This window comes from Desulfosarcina widdelii, from assembly GCF_009688965.1.
Taxonomy (GTDB): domain Bacteria; phylum Desulfobacterota; class Desulfobacteria; order Desulfobacterales; family Desulfosarcinaceae; genus Desulfosarcina; species Desulfosarcina widdelii.
On the sequence record NZ_AP021875.1, the window covers coordinates 4,234,207 to 4,252,020 of the forward strand.

Consider the following 17,814-nt stretch of genomic DNA (forward strand, 5'->3'; position numbering starts at 1 on the left):
TTCCAGTCTGGCGTCATTCCGGCGAAGGCCGGCGCACGTAGTGAAGCTTCAGCGTTATCCAGTCATTTCTATAATTTCTGGATGCCGGATCAAGTCCGGCATGACGAGCCTGCTATTTTTTACGAGTCTGTCAACTTTATCGAGAAAGGGTATTAAATGAACACCCCATTTCCCTTTGACGGCATGCTGGTTTTCGCGTTCCTCTCCCTGCTCCTGCTGATCGGTGTCGGTCTGCGAGCCACGGTAGGCTTCTTCCAGCGTTTTCTGGTTCCCAGTTGCCTGATCGGCGGGGTTTTGGGGCTGGGTGTGCTGCACACGGGCATTGTCGATCTCGACACGGCAACCATCGAGGCCCTGGCGTATCACTTTTTCAATATTTCATTTATTTCCGTTGGGTTGACCCGGGAAGAAAACAACAACCAGAAGATAGCGCAACCCAGTCCCCTCAAAGGTCCGACCTGGATGGCGCTCCTGCAGGGTCTCACCTTTCCCATGCAGGCCATTGTCGGCGGGTTGCTGGTGATCCTGCTGGGAGCGTTCGGGCTTCACCTGTTTCCCACCTTCGGGTTCCTGGCGCCGCTGGGATTCAACGAAGGACCGGGGCAGGCCCTGTCCATCGGCAAGGTGTGGGAAGGCGTCGGTTTCAGCGACGCGGCCACCATCGGTTTGACCTTTGCCGCCATCGGGTATTTCTGCGCCTTTTTTATCGGGGTTCCCCTGGTCAATCGCGGCATTCGCAAAGGGCAGGCCACCTTCGGCCCCCGCCGGTTGCCGCGGGATTTTGTCGTCGGGGTGCTTGATCCCGATGGAAAATCCGAATCGGCAGGGCGGCTGACCCTGCATTCGGGCAACGTGGAAACCCTGGCGTTTCAGACGGCCCTGGTGGGCATGGTATATGGGGCGACCTACGGAATCATCGCGTGTATCGGCCACTGGCTGCCGGCCGATGCGGCCAAAATTCTGTGGGGGTTTTTCTTCTTTTTCGGCTTGGGGGTGGCGCTGCTCGTCAAAGGGGCCATGCAGCGGCTGAAAATCGGGCATCTGGCCGATGGCGGCATCCAACGGCGGATCACCGGTTGGTCGGTCGATTTCCTCATCGTGGCAACGGTGGCGGCCATCGAGTTGAAGATCGTCTGGGACTACATTCTGCCCATCGGCTTGATCGCGCTGGTCAATGCCGTTTTGACCACTACCCTGGTCGTCTGGTTCGGCCGGCGCCTTTCCGCCTATAACCTGGAGCGGACGGCGGCCATCTACGGCGTCGTCACCGGCACCGTTTCCTGTGGCCTGCTGCTGCTGCGCATTGTGGATCCGGATTTTAAAACGCCAGCGGCCTATGAACTGGCCGTCATGAATGTGATGGCCCTTCCGGTGGTCGGCGGCTGCACCGTGCTGGTCAACGGCCCCTTGTGGTGGGACTGGTCAATGTGGATGACCCTGCTGGTATTTGCGGCGGTCATTGCCGTGGCGCTGATTCTGTTGAAGCTGTTGGGCTTTTTAGGGGGTGGTCCACCGGCACCGTCCCATGGTGCCCAATCTTAAGGTGGCTGGCTAACCCAGCGGCGATTCCTGAAGATCCCCAACAAAACGATCCAGAAGTTCGTAAAGCCGATCAATGCTCTCGATCTCCAAATGCTCGTCCTTGGAATGCTGGCTGCTGTTTCCTTCGGCACCCCAGACAATACCGGGGATGTCGAATTGGGTCAGGAAACGGGCATCGCTGGCTCCGTGCGCAATGCCGGTAAAGGTTTGGGGAGCGAGTTCCAGCAAGCGGTCCAGATAGGGCGAACCGGGGCTGACGAACAGGGGTTCGCATTCCTCGATGGTCGCCGTTCCGGAAATCGCCGCCTGAATCCGGCCAACCAGTTCATCGACATCGTCATTTTCCGTGTACCGGATGTCAAAGACGGCTTCGGCCCGTTCCGGCACCTGGTTAACGGATTCACCCGCGTTGATGATCGACAGGTTGATGGTGCGATTCCAGTGCTCCGGATCTGACAGGCCGTCGAAAAAACCTTTGACGATACGACAGTCCTCCATCAATTTTTCAATGGCATTGATCCCCAGCCAGGGTCTGGCCCCGTGGGCGGTTTTGCCCTCGGCAACAAGTTTCAGCCGAAGAACGCCCTTTTCCTTGATCACGATTGTTTCAACACTCCCTCCATCCAGGGCGATGCAGAAATCGCAGGCGATTTGACCCAGGGCGTAGCGGGCGCCATCGTATCCACCGGTCTCTTCGTCGCCGGTAATCAATGCGCCGAGAACCAGGCGGCTGTCGTCAATTCCCAGGCTGCGGCTTTTTTCGATCCGATTTTTCAGCAACACCATTGACAAAGCCGCGGCATACTTGTCGTCGATGGCCCCGCGCCCATATAGCTTGCCACCTTTTTCAAGCGGTTCGAAAAGCTGATGGGAAGCGCTGACCACATCCATGTGCGACATGAGCAAAAGCGGCGTCCGCTCCCGCCGGGGCATCGCAAGAACCGATGGAACGCCATTGTGTTCGATCACACGGCAGGGGATATCGTGGCGGTTGAACCAGTTTTCGATGAATCGGGCGCAGTTGAGAATTTCTTCGGGTCGGGTGCTGGTGGAGGGAAAACGGATCAGATCCTTGGTCAGTTCGACAATCTCCCGGGTGTTTGTCGTTTCGTTTTCGGTAGCCATAAAGGCGTTTTTCTCCTTTTACCAAGCGGTTCGCGCACCGCGATGGCCGTTGGGCCGAACAGACGATGCGTACGGTCTGGATGAATGGTTTCGGCGAATACGGCCTGAAAATTAATCATGACAGGTTCGGTTGTAAACACGCCCCGTCTCTCATTCGTCTACGAGGATGCGTCTTTTCCGGTGGTCCCCATGTAGATGGCGCCAATGGCCAGGGCCACACCAACCCAGGCGATGGAAGAGGTTTCTCTTCCAAAAAAAAGAACATCCCAAACGAAGGCCAAGGAAGGCTGCAGCAACAAAAGCAGGCCGGCGATAGCTGCCGGGATCCGGGGCAGGGAATGGGTGATGAGCAGCCATCCGGCGGTTTGGCTGAAAAGTCCTAAAGCCACCAGCGCCAAACCGCTTTGGAAGGTCGGGATGGCAAAAGATTCACCGCTGGCGAGAATATCCGCAGCCAGATAGATGGCGCTGAACGTCGAGACAATCATCAGGCTGAGGACTGCCGAAGGCGAGGTCGGTCTGGCTTGCAGCCGGCGCAAGGAAACCAGAAACCCGGTGTAGAAAACGGCGGTTGCCAGCCCCCAGCCGATGCCGATGCGATAATCCTGGCTGAGTTGATCCCAGCGTACGCCAACAATCATGAACAGTCCGAAAACCGCCAGCGGCACTGCAGAAACGAAACGAAGGCTCAACCGTTCTTTGTAGAGCAGCAGGCCAATCACCGGCACCAGAAAGACCTCGAAGTTGCCCAGGATGGTGGCCAGCCCCGGTCCCACGTAGCCGATACAGCGGTGCCAGGCGTAAAGATCGAGCGCGAAAAAGAGGGCCGCGATCAAAGATAGCCCCAAAACGGACCTACCCTGCCATAGCGGCTGCCTTCGAACGACCAGAATGGTCAGCAAAAAAACGGCTCCGAAACCGACCCGGTAAAACGCTGAAACGGTCGGCGCCACTTCGGCCAGGCGAACCCAGACAGCAGAAAAGCTGATCATCATGGCGCCGATGGTGGTTTTTACCAGGGCACTTTGCTGCAAATGGGCGGTTTTTGTCGGGTTCATACCTTCACTCGTCAATCCGATGGAAAGGGAATTCAGGCTCATTACAGGACTCGCCCGGTCTTTGCAACCGTCAGGGCGACCCGGTTTTCAGGCAGTCCCGAACGATAGCGCACCCAACGGCGGGCTCTTTTGTAAGAAAAAGTATTACACCAGAATCAGAAATCCACCAATTGAAGCTGGTCCCATGCCCTGGTAACCTGTCAATCATTGGAAAAGCGCTTCCGGAACTTCGTGGCGCATGTTTTTAGGACCCGCCGCGGAAAACCCCACTTAACCAGCAGGAGGAGAAACGAATGAGGAACAAATTTTTTACCATTGCGATCTGTATTTGTGCGGCAGCGATAATGACCATGACATTTTCGGCCGATGCCAGTGCCAAGGCCATTTACAAGTTCGGCGGCGGTCCTGCCGGCGGAACCTTCCAGTTCATGGCGGGCGGCATCTCCACCTATCCCCCGGTGAAAGCCATCAAGGAATTCCGCGTCCTGGCCGGCGCTTCCGGCGGCAGCGTGGAAAATATGCGCAAGGTTGATTCCGGCGCCTACTCCTTTGGCGTGGTCTACTCCGGCCACGTTTACCTGGGGCGCAACGGCCGCATGAAAAACGACACCAAAAAATACGAAAACGTCTTAGGCGTCGCATACTTCTATGGCGCCCCGGCCCAGCTCGTAGTGAAAAAAGGCGGCGGCATCAACAGCGTTAAAGATCTGGAAGGTAAAAAAGTCGGCGTGGGCAACGCCGGTTCGGGCGCCTTTGCCAACTGCGAACTGTTCTTTACCCATATGGGCGTCTGGGACAAGATCGAGCGCAACGCCATGGGCTACAACGATGCCGCTGCTGCATTCGGAAACAACCAGTTGGATGCATTCTGGCTGTTCACCGCATTTCCCAGCGGGGCCGTGGTCATGGCCGCCCAGCAAAACGACATCGACATGATCGATCTGGATGCCGACGCCAAAGCCTCCGGCTTCTATGACAAATATCCCTACTTTGCCAAACTGAAGGTCCCGGCCGGCACCTACAAAGGCGTCGATCGGGACATTCCTTCCTTTCAGGACTCCGCCCTGTGGGTCGCCAATTCCAAAGTTCCCGCGGATGTTGTCTACACCCTGCTCTCCAAGATCTACACCCCCGAGGGACTGGCCCACATGGTCAACGTGAAAAAGACCGCCAAGGCCATGAGCATTGAAAGTGGTATCAACGGAATCGTCACTCCGCTGCACCCGGGTGCCGAGAAGTTCTGGAAAGAAAAAGGCGTTCTGAAATAAAATAAGCGAAAATGAGGGGCTGATGGTGAATTGCCGTTGCCCCTCTTTCGTTAATGTTCTCATAGGAATTCAGGAGGCAGATGCCAGGAGGCAGAACGGATTTTTCCCGATTCTGAATTCTGGCTCCTGACTTCTGACCACTCAAAAAGGCAGGGGCCGCCGTGTACGACCAATTAAGACGATTTGAACAAATCATTTTCGATGTGCTTTCGGTGCTGTTGGTGCTTTTTTATTCCTATGCCGCCGTGGTTCAGCCGGCAGCCACCCAGTATCACCGGGGCATTTACGTGATCATCACCTATGTGCTGGTATTTTTGCTCTATAAATCAAAAACCCCCGTCATGCGGACGGTGGATTACATATTGATCCTGCTGTCGATCATCAGCATCGGCTACTGGATCGTCAATTTCGAAGCCATCAACTACCGCACCGGCGCTGAAAATGCCGTCGACAAAACCATGGCAATGATCGGTGTCATGATCGGTATCGAGTTGGCCCGTCGGGTGGTGGGCAACGCCTTCGTGATCATCGGCGCCGTGATGCTGCTTTACGGCATATATGGTCCCTATGCACCGGAACTGTTCGCCCATCCGGGCGATACCTTTCCCAACCTGTGCACCACCATTTACTACATGAGCGACGGGGTCTTCGGCATCATGGCCAACGTGCTGGCCACCTATGTAATTCTGTTTGTGCTCTTCGGCGCCTTTTTGGAAAAGAGCGGGGCCCAGCGTTTTTTCATCGACTGGCCCCTGGCTGCGGTAGGCCATAAGATCGGCGGCCCGGCCAAGGTCTCGGTCATCGCTTCCGGTCTGTTCGGCTCCATCTCCGGCAGCGCCATTGCCAACACGGTTTCCACAGGAGCTTTCACCATTCCCATGATGAAAAAGGCCGGCTTCCGGCCCCACATCGCCGGCGGCATCGAACCGGCGGCCTCCATCGGCGGCATGTTCATGCCTCCCATCATGGGCGCCGGCGGATTCATCATGGCGGAGCTGACCGGCGTGCCCTACTCGCGCATCATGCTGGTGGGCCTGTTTCCGGCATTCATGTACTTTTTCAGTGTTTTCGTAATGGTGCATTACGAGGCCAAGATGTATAACATCGTGGGCGAACGCAGCGAACACAGCGCCATGGAAATCCTCAAAAAAGAATGGTTTTTCACCCTGCCGCTGATCATCATCACGATTTTCATGCTGACCGGCTACTCCCCCGGCTACTCGGCCATCCTGGGGTTGGCCACATGTATCGTCGTCAGCTATAAGTATCCGGAAAACCGTATCGATTACACCCTGGCCGTGGTCATGGCCCTGGTGCTGGCAACGCAGTTGTCATCGCTGCTGCTCAGCAAAACGGTCGGGCCCGAAGCGGCCAGGAGCCTGAACCACATTCTTTCCGAAAGAACCATGGTTTTTATCGGCCTGGTTCTCTGCGTAATCTGGTATGCCATTAAAAAAGACCATCGCCCGGCCATCAACACCGGTCTGAAACGATTTGTAGAAGCCTCCCGCAGCGGGGCGGAGAACAGCCTGAAGATCGGCGCAACCATCGGCGTCATCGGCATCATCATCGGCGTGCTCACCTATACCGGCCTGGTGCTGACCTTTGCCGACATTGTGATCGAATTGGCCGGCGGTTCTCTGCCGTTGACAATCCTGTTCATCGCTCTGGCCTCCCTGGTGCTGGGCATGGGTGTGCCGGTTACCGCAGCCTATCTGATCACGGCGGTGGTCGCCGTTCCGGCCCTGACCCACCTGGGGGTCAACCCCATTGCGGCACACATGATCGTCTACTGGCTCTCCCAGGATTCCAACATCACCCCGCCGGTGTGCATCGCGGCCTTTGCCGGGGCGACCATCGCCAAAGCCAATATGTGGCGAACGGCTTTCGCCTCCTTCAAGTTCGCGAAATTTCTCTACCTGGGCCCCTTTCTGTTCGGCTACGTGCCGGGCTTTTCCCTAAACGGCAGTGCCATGGATATCGTCAAGGCTTTTGTAGCCATTATTTTTGGTACCTGGCTCTACTCGTATATCTTGAGCGGCATCTGGATAAAGAGTATCAAGGGGTGGTTCAAGAAATCCCCGGCAGCCTGATCGACGCGCAGAAAAAACATTCACGCAACATAAATTCCAAACCTCCATAAAAAATCCCGCTCTCCAGGAGCGGGATTTTTTATTTGCAATGGGCGTTATGGCAAGACAGTAAGTTGATCAGCAACCCTGACATGGTCCTTCGCCAGCGTCGCGTCTTGAACCAATAAAACCTTTTCCAGAAGAAACTTCTGTTTCAGGTAAAAAATGTTTTTTTTCTTCAGCCCTTGAACACGCGAGATCATTCGGGGATGGGCTTGGATGATCAGGGGATCGGGGATGGGGGCCGCCATTTTGGCGATGGCCGCTGAAATCGCGTCGAGAACGATTTCGGCATACACTTGATGGCCGAAGGCGGGATGGTAGGGACCGGCCACCAGACCGGTTTCTGCGTTCAGGCCGTCCGAAGCCTGAAGTCCCATGCGGATCACGGGAATATGGCGAGCCTTGAAGAATAGACAGATCCGTTTCACCAATGTGACGCATGCGTCCAGGGGCATGGGACGATACCGCCCGGAACGGAACCAGTCGGCCAGGGGGCTGCCTTCGAGAACCAGGGTGGGATAGATTCTCACAAAATCAGGTGCCAACGCCGCCATCCGGCGGGCCGTCTCCATGGCACCATCCTCGCTGTCTCCGGGAAGTCCGACCATCATCTGCAGGCCCAATCGATAGCCCCGTTGCTTTACCCGTTCTGCGGCTGCAATCGTATCCGCTGCCCGGTGACCGCGCTCGGCAAGCTCCAGCACCCGGTCATGCATGGACTGAACCCCCAATTCGATGGTAGAAACGGGAAATCCGGTCAGCAGTTCCAGTCTTTTTTCACAAACCGTGTCCGGTCTTGTGGAAAAGCGGATGCTGTCGACGGTTTCGTTCTGCACGAATTCCGCCGCTGCTTCCAATAGTTTCAGGATTGATGAGGACTTCAGACCCAGAAAATTGCCTCCGAAAAAGGAGATCTGGACCGTCGAGGAGGGACGCTTTCCGTATTCCAGGAACCGGCTGACTTCCTGACGGATCTGGTCTGGTGTGGGACAGCGGCGCGGTGTATCGGTGATCGCCGGCTGGCTGCAGAAAACACATTGATGGGGGCATCCCAACTGCGGGATGAAAATCGGGACAATCAGAGGGTGGGCGTGGGCCGCGGCAGCGCTGTCATCCGGTCTGCTCAAGGGTGTTTATCCAACAGCTCCAGGCCAACCCGGGCCGCTTCCTGTTCGGCCATTTTTTTGCTTTTTCCATCCCCTTCGGCAGTGACGTCCGCCACGCTCACCTGCACCCGGAAGGTCTTGCTGTGATCCGGTCCTCTGGTTTCGATGACCCGATACTGCGGAATTTCGCGATAGACGGACTGGGCGTGCTCTTGAAGCTGGCTTTTGTAATCGGTTTCGTAGCGGCCGCGGTTGACCTTGGCCAATTGCCGGGAAAAGCGGCTTTCGACGAAGGCGAAAGCCGCATCGAAGCCGCCATCCAGATAGATGGCGGCGATAACCGCCTCGGCGGCATCCGCCAGGATGGAGTTTTTTTCTCTGCCGCCGGTCAACGCTTCGCCTTTGCCCAGCAACAGGTGCGGGCCGAGTGAGAGTTTCCTGGCGATGGCGGCCAATTGGGTTTCATTGACCAACTGGGCCCGGTTTCTGGACAATTCACCCTCGGCCAGTTCCGGGTAGCGCTGCATCAGCAGGTGGCTGATGGACAGATTGAGAACGGCATCGCCTAAAAATTCGAGCCGTTCGTTGCTTTCCAGATTGTCACGGGACTGCTCGTTGACATAGGAACTGTGGCACAGGGCGCCGGTCAATAGCGCGGGATCGTTGAAATGGTAGCCCAAGGCCGTTTCCAAACGTTGGTTATCGGCGGTTTCTTCGTTTTGGGATGTCGTCATTTTCGGGTTCTCAGCGTTTCTACCAGGGTCTCATAGACCGAATAAGGCACGAGAAAGCTTCCGTCTCCGATACCCGGTTGAATCCCCGGTGTGACCTCGCCGTGAAAATCCGTTCCGCCGGTAATGACAAGGTCATATTTACGTGCCAGGCGGCAGTATTCGCTGGTGGCCGTTTCCGGGTGATCGGGATAGATGGCCTCGATGCCCCCCAGTCCCAAGGATATCAGGGTCTTCAGGAAGGATTCGAACCTGTCCTGGCCATTCAAATCATTCAGGTACGGGTGGGCCAGAACGGCGATGCCGCCGGCCGTATTAATGGCGCCGATGGCATCGGCCATGGGAACGCGGTATTTTCCAACATATCCCGGCCTGTTTTTCCCTAAAAATCGGTCAAAAGCATCGTCGATGGAATCGGCCAGACCCTTTTTCACCATCAGTTGCGCAATGTGGGGGCGGCCGGCAACGCCACTGCCCACAATGGGCGCCAATTCGTCAGCATGCAGGTCCATGCCCAAGGCGTTGAGTCGGGCAATGATTTTCGGATTGCGATTTTCCCTTGCCGTTTTCAGTACCTCGAGAAGAGAGGCAAGCCCCGGATTGCCAAGATCGAATCCGTAACCGAGAATATGAATGCTGCCGCCGGAATGAAAGCCCGGCGGCGCAGCAGCGCTGATTTCAATGCCCGTAATAAATTGTAAAGTTGACGGGATGCCCCGGGAGATTGCGGCCGCAGACCCGGCCAGGGTGTCGTGATCGGTAATGGCGATGGCTTTCAGGCCGAGTCGGACCGCCATCGCCAGGATTTCGGATGGGGTCAGAGTGCCGTCGGAGGCCGTTGAATGAATATGCAGATCGATACCGGCATTGGGTTCAGATGCCAAGGGCTTTTTCAAAAGCCTCCTCTTTGGTCTTGCATTCGATGCATTGGGTGGTGACCGGCCTTGCTTTCAGCCGTTCGATGGAAATATCGTCACCACACTTTTCGCAGATACCAAAGGTGCCGTTTTCGATTCGCTCGAGTGCTTTTTTCACTTTTTTGATCAGCTTGTGCTCGCGATCCCGAATGCGCAGCATAAAATTGCGATCCGACTCCAGCGTCGCCCGATCCGTGGGATCCGGAAAGTTTTCCTTCTGCTCCGTCATCCCAGAAACGGTTTCACCCGCATGGCTCAACAGTTCCTGCAGCCGCTTGTGAAGAAGATCTTCGAAAAACTTCAAATCATCTTTGTTCATGGTTCAACCCTGCACAAGTAAAATATTTTATCGCCATAATAAAAAATAAAAACTAACACAATGATATCGGCATGTAAAGTGCTATTGTTCCGGAGCTGTATTCCAGCGGCGTTGCTGTTTCATCGTTCGCCGATAACGCCAGTCGGGGTGTATTGAAATCAAAACCAACGGGTTGCCTGAAAAACGGTTCAGGACAATTCGGACACCAGTGCTTCCAGGGTTTTCATGTTGCCGATGTTGAGAACCCGATGATCGTATTCCGGGGGAAGGATTTTTTTCAGCAGACCCGCCAGCACCCTGCCCGGCCCCACCTCGATAAAAAGGTCCACCTTTTCCGCCATCAAACGGCAGACGGTATCGTACCACCGTACCGGACTGCACAACTGCCTGGCCATGAGTTGCCGGATTTCCGGAGCCTCCTGACAGCCGTCCGCGGTTACATTGTGAATGATCCGGTTTTTCGGCGAAGTAAAATCGATGGTTTCCAGATAAGCGGTAAATTCTTCTTCGGCGCCTTTGATCAGTTCACTGTGCCAGGCACCGCTCACCTTCAGGGGGATCGCCCGTGCACCGTTGGATTTGGCGGCTTGAGAAACGGCGGCAACCGCCTCCGGGCTTCCGGTGATAACGATCTGCTCTTTGGAATTGTGATTGGCCACCGAGACCGTACCGGACGATTGACCGGCTTGCACCAGTTCGTTGACCGTGCCGATATCCAGCCCCACAATGGCGCTCATGGCCCCCTTGTGCTGCTGGGATTCCCGGTGCATCAACTGCCCGCGTTTGAGCACCAGCCGCAGGGTGTCCGCCATGGAGACAACGCCGGCCGATTTCAGCGCACTGTATTCTCCCAGGCTGTGGCCGGCGGAAAAATGGCATTGGATGCCGGCCCGCTCGATGGCCGCCAGGCAGGCCAAATTCACGGCCGTGACGGCCGGTTGGAGATTGACGGTTTCCGTCAGGGTTTCCATGGGGCCCTTGAAGCAGACTTTGGAAATATGGGCACCGGCAATCTCGTCGGCGGCGTCGAAAATTTCCCTGACAAAGTCGTATTCCTGAAACAGGTCCTGTCCCATACCCACGGCCTGGGACCCCTGGCCGGGGAATAAAAATGCAATGGTTTTCAATCGGGTTCCTCCATTGTCGATCGGTTTTGGGTTGCGGTTCGAAACGCAGTCGAAAAACGTCGATTTTGCCTGTATCGGATCGATTCAGTCGAGCTTGAACAGTTTTCGCGTCAGATCCAGGGAAACGGACTTGTCGCCATGGCAACCGTCCTTTTTCAAAAATTGGGTGGGATCGTGTAAAATCTTGTTCACCAGCGCATGGGTCATGCGTTTTATGGCTCGTTTGTCGTCCTCCGAAAGGTGGCTCAGCGTACCCATGGTTTTTTCAAGCTCGTTTTGGGCGAGGGTTTCCACCTTGTCGCGCAAAGAGACGATGGTGGGCACCACCGCCAGTGTGTCGTACCAGCGGCGAAATCCGATAACGGCTTCATCGATGATGCGCCGGGCTTTCATGGCCTCCCGGTTGCGGTCTTCGATATTTTCGTCCACGATGCCCTTCAGGTCGTCGATATCGTAGACATAGGCATTGTTGATGCGGTTGATCTCCGGGTCGATGTCCCTGGGAACGGCGATGTCGATGAAAAAAAGCCGGCGATTGCGGCGATTCTTCATGGCCTGTTTGATCTGCTGTTTGCGCAGCACGTAATCAGTAGCACCGGTGGAACTGATGACGATATCGACATCCTGGATGCCGTCGATAATCTCTTCGAAACGAATGGCCTGGCCGGAAAAACGCTTGGCCAGTTCCACGCCTCTTTCGAAGGTTCGGTTGGCAACGGTTATCGCCCCGGCGCGGTTGCGGATCAGATGCTCCACGGCCAGTTCCGCCATCTCGCCGGCACCGATCAACATGACCCGTTTGCCCTGGAGTTCTCCAAAGATTTTCCGGCCCAATTCGATGGCGGCATAGCTGATGCTGACGGCATGGTCGCCGATGCCGGTTTCCGTGCGCACTTTTTTGGCAACGAAAAAAGTTCGATGCAGCAGTTTGTTGAGAATCACGCCGGAGGTCCGCGCCACGGTGGCCTGTCTGTATGAGGCTTTCATCTGCCCGAGAATCTGGGGCTCGCCAACCACCATGGAATCCAGGGAGGACGCCACCTGGAAGGTGTGCCGGACGGCATCTTCGCCCCTGTGGGTGTACAGGGCATCGTCAAAGCGGTCCAGCGGCACGCGTTTAAATTCGGCCAGAAACCGTTTGGCTGCAGCGATTCCCTCCTCATGGTCATCAACGGCCATCAGCAGTTCAACGCGGTTGCAGGTGGAAAAAAGAACCGCTTCTCCGATCGCCGCATTGTCCCGCAACATGGACAGCGCCCGTTCGGTTTCGTCCTCCGTAAAGGCGATGCATTCCCGCACATGGACGGATGCGGTTTTATGGTTGAGTCCTAACAGTACGATATCGCGCATGGTTGTTTGTCGCCGTCGGCCGGGCCCGCTGCGGGCCGCTGATGACCGACTTTGCTATGTCAATCCCAGGGGTTTACATGGCCGTAAATGTGCCGTGATGCCCCTGCAGCAGAAAATTCACACCAAAAAAAGTAAACAATAAAACGCCGAATCCGATGACAGCCATGATCGCCGCCCGTTTTCCCCGCCATCCCACCGTCAGGCGTTCGTGGAGCAGGGCCGCGTAAAAAAGCCAGGTAATGACTGACCAGACTTCCTTGGGGTCCCAGCTCCAGAAACGACCCCAGACAGCCTTGGCATATACCACGCCGGTAATCAGGCCGATGGTCACCATGGAAAAGCCCACGACAATACAGGCGTAGCCGGCAGTATCCAACAAGGCCAGCGACGGCAGCCGGCTGAAAAAGAAACCGCGGGTTTTCCTTTTGATGGCCCTTTCCTGAAGCAGATACAAGATGCCCAGGCCGCAGGCCAGGGCAAAGGCCGCATTTCCCAGGAACACCGTGACGATATGGGCCGCCAGCCACCAGCTTTTAAATAGTTGAGGGTTTTGGGCAGTCGCTTTGGGCATCTGGTAGGCCACGATCATGGTCAGCGAAATCAATGGCGCCGCATAGATGCCCAGTATTTTGAGTTTGAACTTGAACGCAAAGGCCAAAAAAACGACGGCGATGGTCCAGGCGGTAAACGACAGGGTTTCATGAAGATTGTTGACCGGAAAATGTCCCGCCCGGATGCCGCAGGCCACCAGGGAAACGGTATGCAGGCCGACGCCGATCGTCATCAGTACGGCGGCCAATTTTTGAAGGCGGTCTTTCTGAAAAAAAAGATAGCCAAAATAACAGGCGCAGCTAAACATGTAGACGATGGTGGCGATGATGAATACGGGCTCCATGTCACTCTCCGGGTTGTCGATCGGCCGTCATCAATTGGTCATAGCGGTAGCCCGGCCCCAGAACTTCCTCCAGCAAACGGTCGATGCGATCCTTTTCGCCGGTTTTTACCAGTTCCAGCAGGTCTCCGGCGATCAGGCGCTCGAACAGTGGTTTGTGGGCTTCCGGTTCGTGGGCTTCGGCCAGCAGTTTCCGGCGGATGGCGCCCATCAGATCCAACAGCTTGCCGTATTCCGGGCCGAACTGGGATTCAAGGCGCCGACGCATGTGCTTGGCAAAGGCCGGGCTTTTCCCTGCGGTTGAAATCGCCATCATGAAATCGCCGCGCCGTACGATGGCCGGCAGGATAAAATTACAGATTTCCGGCCGGTCGGCAATGTTGCAGAGCAAGTTGAGCCGCTCCGCATCGGCGTGGATTTGCCGGTTGAGGTGTTCATCGTCGGTGGCACCGATGACCAGAAATTGGCCCTTTACGTCCGATGAACGATATTCCCGCCGTTCCAGAAAAATGCGGCCCTCTTCTGCCAGTTGGGCCAAATTGGATGCCGCCTCGGGGCTGACAACGGTAACGATGGCCCCGCACTTCAGCAGGGTGTCCACCTTGCGGGCGCCCACGCGGCCGCCGCCGACCACCAGGCAGGGCCGCCCCTGAATATCGAGATTCACCGGATAATAACGCATGTTCACCGTCTACAAGCTAAAGGTCATCAGATCCTGCGCCAGAACAAGCGAACCATTATATGTGCTTCGGCACTGATTTTCAATATCGGCGTCCTCGCAATCCGGATAAAAATGGGTCAAAACCAAACGTTTTACGCCGGCCGATTGGGCGATTCGGCCAGCCAGTGACGGCGTGAGATGGCCGTCGATTTTGCGGTCGTCCGGAAAGGCCGATTCACAGATCATCAGGTCGGCCTTGTCGGCGATGGTCACCAGGCTGTCGCAAACATCGGTATCTCCAGAGTAGACCAGCACTTTTCCGTCGGCATCGGTAACGCGGAAGGCCAGGCTTTCCGGACGATGGGCAACGGGCATGGAGGAAAGCGAAAAGGAGGAAAATACCCGCCGGTCGGGCGCGCGGGTATCCATTTCAACGATGGTCAAGCAATCGGGCGGCAGTTCGATCCAATGTCCGTAGACGGATTTCAAACCTTCGAAAAAGGCGGTAAAGCCCTTGCCCGCGACAATCGTCAGGTGCCGCTGTTGCGGCGAGGGCGACGGATACTTCAGGCCGAACAGAAACGACACCAGTTCCCCGGAGTGGTCCGGATGGAAGTGGCTGAGAAAAAGGTGGCTGATATCGAAAATCGGGATGCCGATTTCCAGCAGTCGGCGCATCACCCCGGAACCGCAGTCAAAAAGCAGGTTCTCCTTTCCGGTCTGCATCAGAAAGGAGCATGGATTGCGTTTAAGCGATGGAACGCAGGTTCCCGAGCCCAGGATCGTGATTCGGCTTGAAGAGGTCACGTGAATTCCTTTTTTTGTGCGGGTTATGGACACGTTTTGCTATGGTAAGTCGATCAGAAAAAGAATTCAACCACAGGTTCCGTGCGGACCGCCCGGAAAGCAAACTTTCCCGATCGAATCTCTCCAGCGGTTTGCTTCGGAGAGAACTTGGCGACGGGTTTAACAGCGGTTTTTTGTGAGTGTTTCATAACCGAACAGTCGTATATCGGTGCTTGACAATGCTGAATGGGATTTGTTATTTGTGCCGCTACTCGAAAATTTGTTTCAATCCATAAAATGTAACCGGTGCAGCAATTTATAGTCAATCCAGAACTCGCACCGGTGTGCTCTTTTCGCTAGCTGGATCAACGCGGTTTCTCACGTTCATGCAGGACCCCGTCCGGCCGGATCGGCCGTGGCGGAACCCATACGATCGACGAATCGACACGGAAACGCTGTTTGTTCGATTACAAAAGAAACAGGGACTGGGCCGAAAACCTGACCATTGTGATGCAGTTGGGCCTGACCATGGCCGGCTGTATCGTTTTCTGCTTTTTTGTGGGCCGCGGCCTGGACAGATGGTTGGGATTCAACGGCGTGTTCACTACGATTTTTATTCTTCTCGGCGTTGCCGGCGGTGCCAACGTCTGCTACCGACAGATCCTTGAAATTACGGAACCGAAAAACAAGGTGGACCCCGATGAAAACGGCCACAACGGTTCTTGAGGTTCAAAAAAAATATGGCTCCCGGGCATTGATGCTTTCCATTGGCGTCGGGCTTTTGTCCCTGGCCATGGGGTACAAAGAAATCTGCCGGGGGGTGGTGCTGGGAGGGGTGTTCAGTGCAATCAACTTCGCGCTGATGGGCCAGTTGCTGCGCTACCGGCTCCAGGAAAATCGCAAGGCGGCCGCGCGGCGATCTTTTGCCGCCCTGCTGCTCCGATACGCGCTTTTGGCCATACCGCTGGTTCTGGCGGTACAATCCGAACGATTCAACCTTCCTTTTACAGTGGTAGGCATCTTCATGGTTCAACTGGTGATCCTGTTCGAACAGGGGTCCCGGTTGATTTTCGCTTCCGTCAAGAACTGAACCGCGAGGGCGATGGAACATGGGAGAACTTGGGAGAATTCACCAACTGATCATACCGGTTTTCGGTCACTCTATGGCGTTCAATCTCGAGGTCATTCTCATGACCTGGATCGCCTTTGCGGTGATTTTCGTTTTGGGCTATCTGACGGCCCGTAAACGGGGGATGGTGCCCGAATCCATGCAGGTGTTCGGTGAATTGTTCGTAGCCAACCTCTACAAACTGACCGAAGATGCCCTGGACGAGGAGATGGCCGAAAAATATGGTCCGCTGATCTGTGCCCTGTTTCTGTTTCTGCTGGTGTCCAACTGGCTGGGTATCGTTCCCCATCTGGAAGAACCCACCAAGGACCTCAACACGCCGCTCAGCCTCGGAGTGATGGGATTTGTGATCGCCCATGTGGCGGGGATCCGCAAAAAAGGATTTAAAAGCTACGCCGCCGAGTATTTTCAACCGATTTTCTTCATGGCGCCACTGAACATCATCGGCGAAATGGCCAAAATCGTCTCCATTTCCTTCCGTCTGTTCGGCAACATCATGGGGGGCTCGATCATTATCCTCGTGGTGTCCTACCTGACCTGGAGTATTGTGCTGCCACCGTTTCTCTATGCCTTTTTCGGCATGTTCGTGGGAACCATTCAGGCTTTTGTTTTTACGATGCTAACCGTTGTTTATATCTCGGTTCAGGTGAAATAGATGATGGAACTCGATGTTCAGGCATGGGTGAAGGTTGCCGCATTTGCCGGCGGGGGAATTGCCATGGGGCTTGGCGCGGTCGGTGCTGCCATCGGCGAAGGCTACACCGCGGCCCAGGCCAATCTGGCCGTTTCCAGAAGTCCGAGGCTTTCCGGGGATATTTTTAAAAACATGCTGGTCGGCCAGGCGGTGGCCGAATCCGCCTCGATTTTTGCGCTGGTCGTGGCGATTTTGCTGCTGTTCATGGATACGGGCGCTCCTACCATGCTCAAAGCGGCGGCCCTGTTCGGCGCTGGGCTGAGCATGGGGTTCGGCGCCATCGGGTCGGGCGTCGGATCGGGCTTTCCCGGAGGCCAGGCCTGCCTGGGTATATCGCGGCAGCCTGCGGTGGCCAGCCGGTTGACCACCAACATGCTGATCGGCTCGGCCGTATGCCAGACACCGGCCATCTTTTCCATGGTCGTGGCATTGATGCTGCTCTTCATGGATTTTTCCCAAGCCCCCCTGCATCCGACCTGGGCGGCGTTGGTGGGGGCGGGCCTGAGCACGGGACTGGCAGCCATCGGGTCGGGGTACGGCGGCGGTATGGCTGCCGGCACGAGCTGTGAGGGAGTTGCCCGGCAGCCGGAAACGGTGGGCAATGTAACCACCATCATGCTGGTCGGCCAGGCCGTGGCCCAGACCCCGTCCATTTTCGGACTACTGGTCAGCTTCATTCTGATGTTCAAAACCTTTCCCGAGTCCCATCAACTGCAGGCCGCCATGGCTTTGCTGGGAGCCGGTTTATGCACCGGATTAGGTGGCATCGGACCCGGAGTGGGCAACGGTATGGCCGCGGAAAGCGCAGTGCGCTGGGTGGCAAGGAACGTACAAAACGCCGCCGATCTCATGCGGACCATGCTGGTGGGGCAAGCGGTGTCCCAGTCTACCGCCATCTATGCCATGGTGGTCAGTCTGGTTCTGATTTTTGTAGTATAGCATTGCACGAATAAAACCGGAACAAAGATAAAACG

Annotated in this window: 18 protein-coding genes; 7 read left to right on the forward strand and 11 right to left on the reverse strand. The window is 55.9% G+C overall.

Annotated features, from left to right (window positions below; all coding sequences use genetic code 11):
- Positions 1–156: 156 nt before the first annotated feature.
- Positions 157–1,542, forward strand: coding sequence for a sodium/glutamate symporter family protein (locus tag GN111_RS19505; RefSeq protein ID WP_155305355.1), 1,386 nt, complete (start codon positions 157–159; stop codon positions 1,540–1,542).
- Between the two features lie 9 nt (positions 1,543–1,551).
- Here GN111_RS19505 and GN111_RS19510 read toward each other — a convergent pair whose 3' ends face one another.
- Together GN111_RS19510 and GN111_RS19515 are read right to left on the reverse strand one after the other, a co-directional pair.
- Positions 1,552–2,667 (reverse strand): M20 family metallopeptidase, encoded by a 1,116-nt coding sequence (locus GN111_RS19510; protein WP_155305356.1) that lies wholly within the window; start codon positions 2,665–2,667, stop codon positions 1,552–1,554.
- 158 nt (positions 2,668–2,825) lie between these two features.
- Positions 2,826–3,725, reverse strand: a complete 900-nt coding sequence (locus tag GN111_RS19515; RefSeq protein WP_155305357.1) for a DMT family transporter — start codon at positions 3,723–3,725, stop codon at positions 2,826–2,828.
- Between the two features lie 293 nt (positions 3,726–4,018).
- Here GN111_RS19515 and GN111_RS19520 point away from each other — a divergent pair, with 293 nt between their 5' ends.
- Both GN111_RS19520 and GN111_RS19525 read left to right on the forward strand, forming a co-directional pair.
- Complete coding sequence (locus tag GN111_RS19520; RefSeq protein WP_155305358.1) at positions 4,019–4,993, forward strand: TAXI family TRAP transporter solute-binding subunit; 975 nt, start codon at positions 4,019–4,021, stop codon at positions 4,991–4,993.
- A gap of 161 nt (positions 4,994–5,154) precedes the next feature.
- Positions 5,155–7,086, forward strand: a complete 1,932-nt coding sequence (locus GN111_RS19525; RefSeq protein WP_155305359.1) for a TRAP transporter permease — start codon at positions 5,155–5,157, stop codon at positions 7,084–7,086.
- Between the two features lie 95 nt (positions 7,087–7,181).
- On the opposite strand, the gene GN111_RS19530 is transcribed toward GN111_RS19525, so the two are convergent.
- From GN111_RS19530 to GN111_RS19570, 9 genes are all read right to left on the reverse strand, one after another.
- Positions 7,182–8,255, reverse strand: a complete 1,074-nt coding sequence (locus GN111_RS19530; protein ID WP_155305360.1) for an elongator complex protein 3 — start codon at positions 8,253–8,255, stop codon at positions 7,182–7,184.
- On the reverse strand, positions 8,252–8,968 hold the full coding sequence (rnc, locus tag GN111_RS19535) for a ribonuclease III (protein WP_155305361.1): 717 nt from the start codon (positions 8,966–8,968) through the stop codon (positions 8,252–8,254). The genes GN111_RS19530 and rnc overlap by 4 nt, the downstream gene beginning before the upstream one ends.
- Positions 8,965–9,861: a PHP domain-containing protein gene (locus GN111_RS19540; RefSeq protein ID WP_231715498.1), complete on the reverse strand. Its 897-nt coding sequence runs from the start codon at positions 9,859–9,861 to the stop codon at positions 8,965–8,967. Before GN111_RS19540 ends, rnc begins: the two co-directional genes overlap by 4 nt.
- Complete coding sequence (gene dksA, locus GN111_RS19545; protein ID WP_155305362.1) at positions 9,839–10,201, reverse strand: RNA polymerase-binding protein DksA; 363 nt, start codon at positions 10,199–10,201, stop codon at positions 9,839–9,841. Before dksA ends, GN111_RS19540 begins: the two co-directional genes overlap by 23 nt.
- Positions 10,202–10,389: 188 nt before the next feature.
- Positions 10,390–11,328 carry an ACP S-malonyltransferase gene (gene fabD, locus GN111_RS19550; RefSeq protein ID WP_155305363.1) on the reverse strand — a complete coding sequence of 313 codons (939 nt, stop codon included), beginning with the start codon at positions 11,326–11,328 and terminating at the stop codon, positions 10,390–10,392.
- 84 nt (positions 11,329–11,412) lie between these two features.
- A complete protein-coding gene (gene hemA / locus GN111_RS19555) occupies positions 11,413–12,678 on the reverse strand; it encodes a glutamyl-tRNA reductase (RefSeq protein ID WP_155305364.1) in 1,266 nt (421 codons plus the stop codon).
- Positions 12,679–12,751: 73 nt separating this feature from the next.
- Positions 12,752–13,573: a c-type cytochrome biogenesis protein CcsB gene (gene ccsB / locus GN111_RS19560; RefSeq protein WP_155305365.1), complete on the reverse strand. Its 822-nt coding sequence runs from the start codon at positions 13,571–13,573 to the stop codon at positions 12,752–12,754.
- Position 13,574: 1 nt separating this feature from the next.
- Positions 13,575–14,252: a precorrin-2 dehydrogenase/sirohydrochlorin ferrochelatase family protein gene (locus GN111_RS19565; RefSeq protein WP_155305366.1), complete on the reverse strand. Its 678-nt coding sequence runs from the start codon at positions 14,250–14,252 to the stop codon at positions 13,575–13,577.
- 9 nt (positions 14,253–14,261) lie between these two features.
- Entirely contained in the window at positions 14,262–15,038 is a 777-nt protein-coding gene (locus GN111_RS19570; RefSeq protein ID WP_231715499.1) for an MBL fold metallo-hydrolase, read from the reverse strand.
- 438 nt (positions 15,039–15,476) lie between these two features.
- Here GN111_RS19570 and GN111_RS19575 point away from each other — a divergent pair, with 438 nt between their 5' ends.
- The 4 genes from GN111_RS19575 to atpE are packed head-to-tail and all read left to right on the forward strand — an operon-like array spanning position 15,477 to position 17,779.
- Positions 15,477–15,743, forward strand: a complete 267-nt coding sequence (locus GN111_RS19575) for an AtpZ/AtpI family protein (protein WP_231715500.1) — start codon at positions 15,477–15,479, stop codon at positions 15,741–15,743.
- A complete protein-coding gene (locus GN111_RS19580) occupies positions 15,718–16,107 on the forward strand; it encodes an ATP synthase subunit I (protein WP_155305367.1) in 390 nt (129 codons plus the stop codon). The genes GN111_RS19575 and GN111_RS19580 overlap by 26 nt, the downstream gene beginning before the upstream one ends.
- 19 nt (positions 16,108–16,126) lie before the next feature.
- Positions 16,127–16,801 (forward strand): F0F1 ATP synthase subunit A, encoded by a 675-nt coding sequence (gene atpB / locus GN111_RS19585; RefSeq protein ID WP_155305368.1) that lies wholly within the window; start codon positions 16,127–16,129, stop codon positions 16,799–16,801.
- On the forward strand, positions 16,802–17,779 hold the full coding sequence (gene atpE, locus GN111_RS19590) for an ATP synthase F0 subunit C (protein ID WP_231715501.1): 978 nt from the start codon (positions 16,802–16,804) through the stop codon (positions 17,777–17,779).
- Positions 17,780–17,814: the final 35 nt, after the last annotated feature.

Bases quoted from the DNA above. Each gene is read 5' to 3' on its own strand.
- GN111_RS19505 (WP_155305355.1), top strand. From the start codon at position 157: ATGAACACCCCATTTCCCTTTGACGGCATGCTGGTTTTCGCGTTCCTC.
- GN111_RS19510 (WP_155305356.1), bottom strand. From the start codon at position 2,667: ATGGCTACCGAAAACGAAACGACAAACACCCGGGAGATTGTCGAACTG.
- GN111_RS19515 (WP_155305357.1), bottom strand. From the start codon at position 3,725: ATGAACCCGACAAAAACCGCCCATTTGCAGCAAAGTGCCCTGGTAAAA.
- GN111_RS19520 (WP_155305358.1), top strand. From the start codon at position 4,019: ATGAGGAACAAATTTTTTACCATTGCGATCTGTATTTGTGCGGCAGCG.
- rnc (WP_155305361.1), bottom strand. From the start codon at position 8,968: ATGACGACATCCCAAAACGAAGAAACCGCCGATAACCAACGTTTGGAA.
- dksA (WP_155305362.1), bottom strand. From the start codon at position 10,201: ATGAACAAAGATGATTTGAAGTTTTTCGAAGATCTTCTTCACAAGCGG.
- hemA (WP_155305364.1), bottom strand. From the start codon at position 12,678: ATGCGCGATATCGTACTGTTAGGACTCAACCATAAAACCGCATCCGTC.
- ccsB (WP_155305365.1), bottom strand. From the start codon at position 13,573: ATGGAGCCCGTATTCATCATCGCCACCATCGTCTACATGTTTAGCTGC.
- GN111_RS19565 (WP_155305366.1), bottom strand. From the start codon at position 14,252: ATGCGTTATTATCCGGTGAATCTCGATATTCAGGGGCGGCCCTGCCTG.
- GN111_RS19580 (WP_155305367.1), top strand. From the start codon at position 15,718: ATGAAAACGGCCACAACGGTTCTTGAGGTTCAAAAAAAATATGGCTCC.
- atpB (WP_155305368.1), top strand. From the start codon at position 16,127: ATGGGAGAACTTGGGAGAATTCACCAACTGATCATACCGGTTTTCGGT.
- atpE (WP_231715501.1), top strand. From the start codon at position 16,802: ATGATGGAACTCGATGTTCAGGCATGGGTGAAGGTTGCCGCATTTGCC.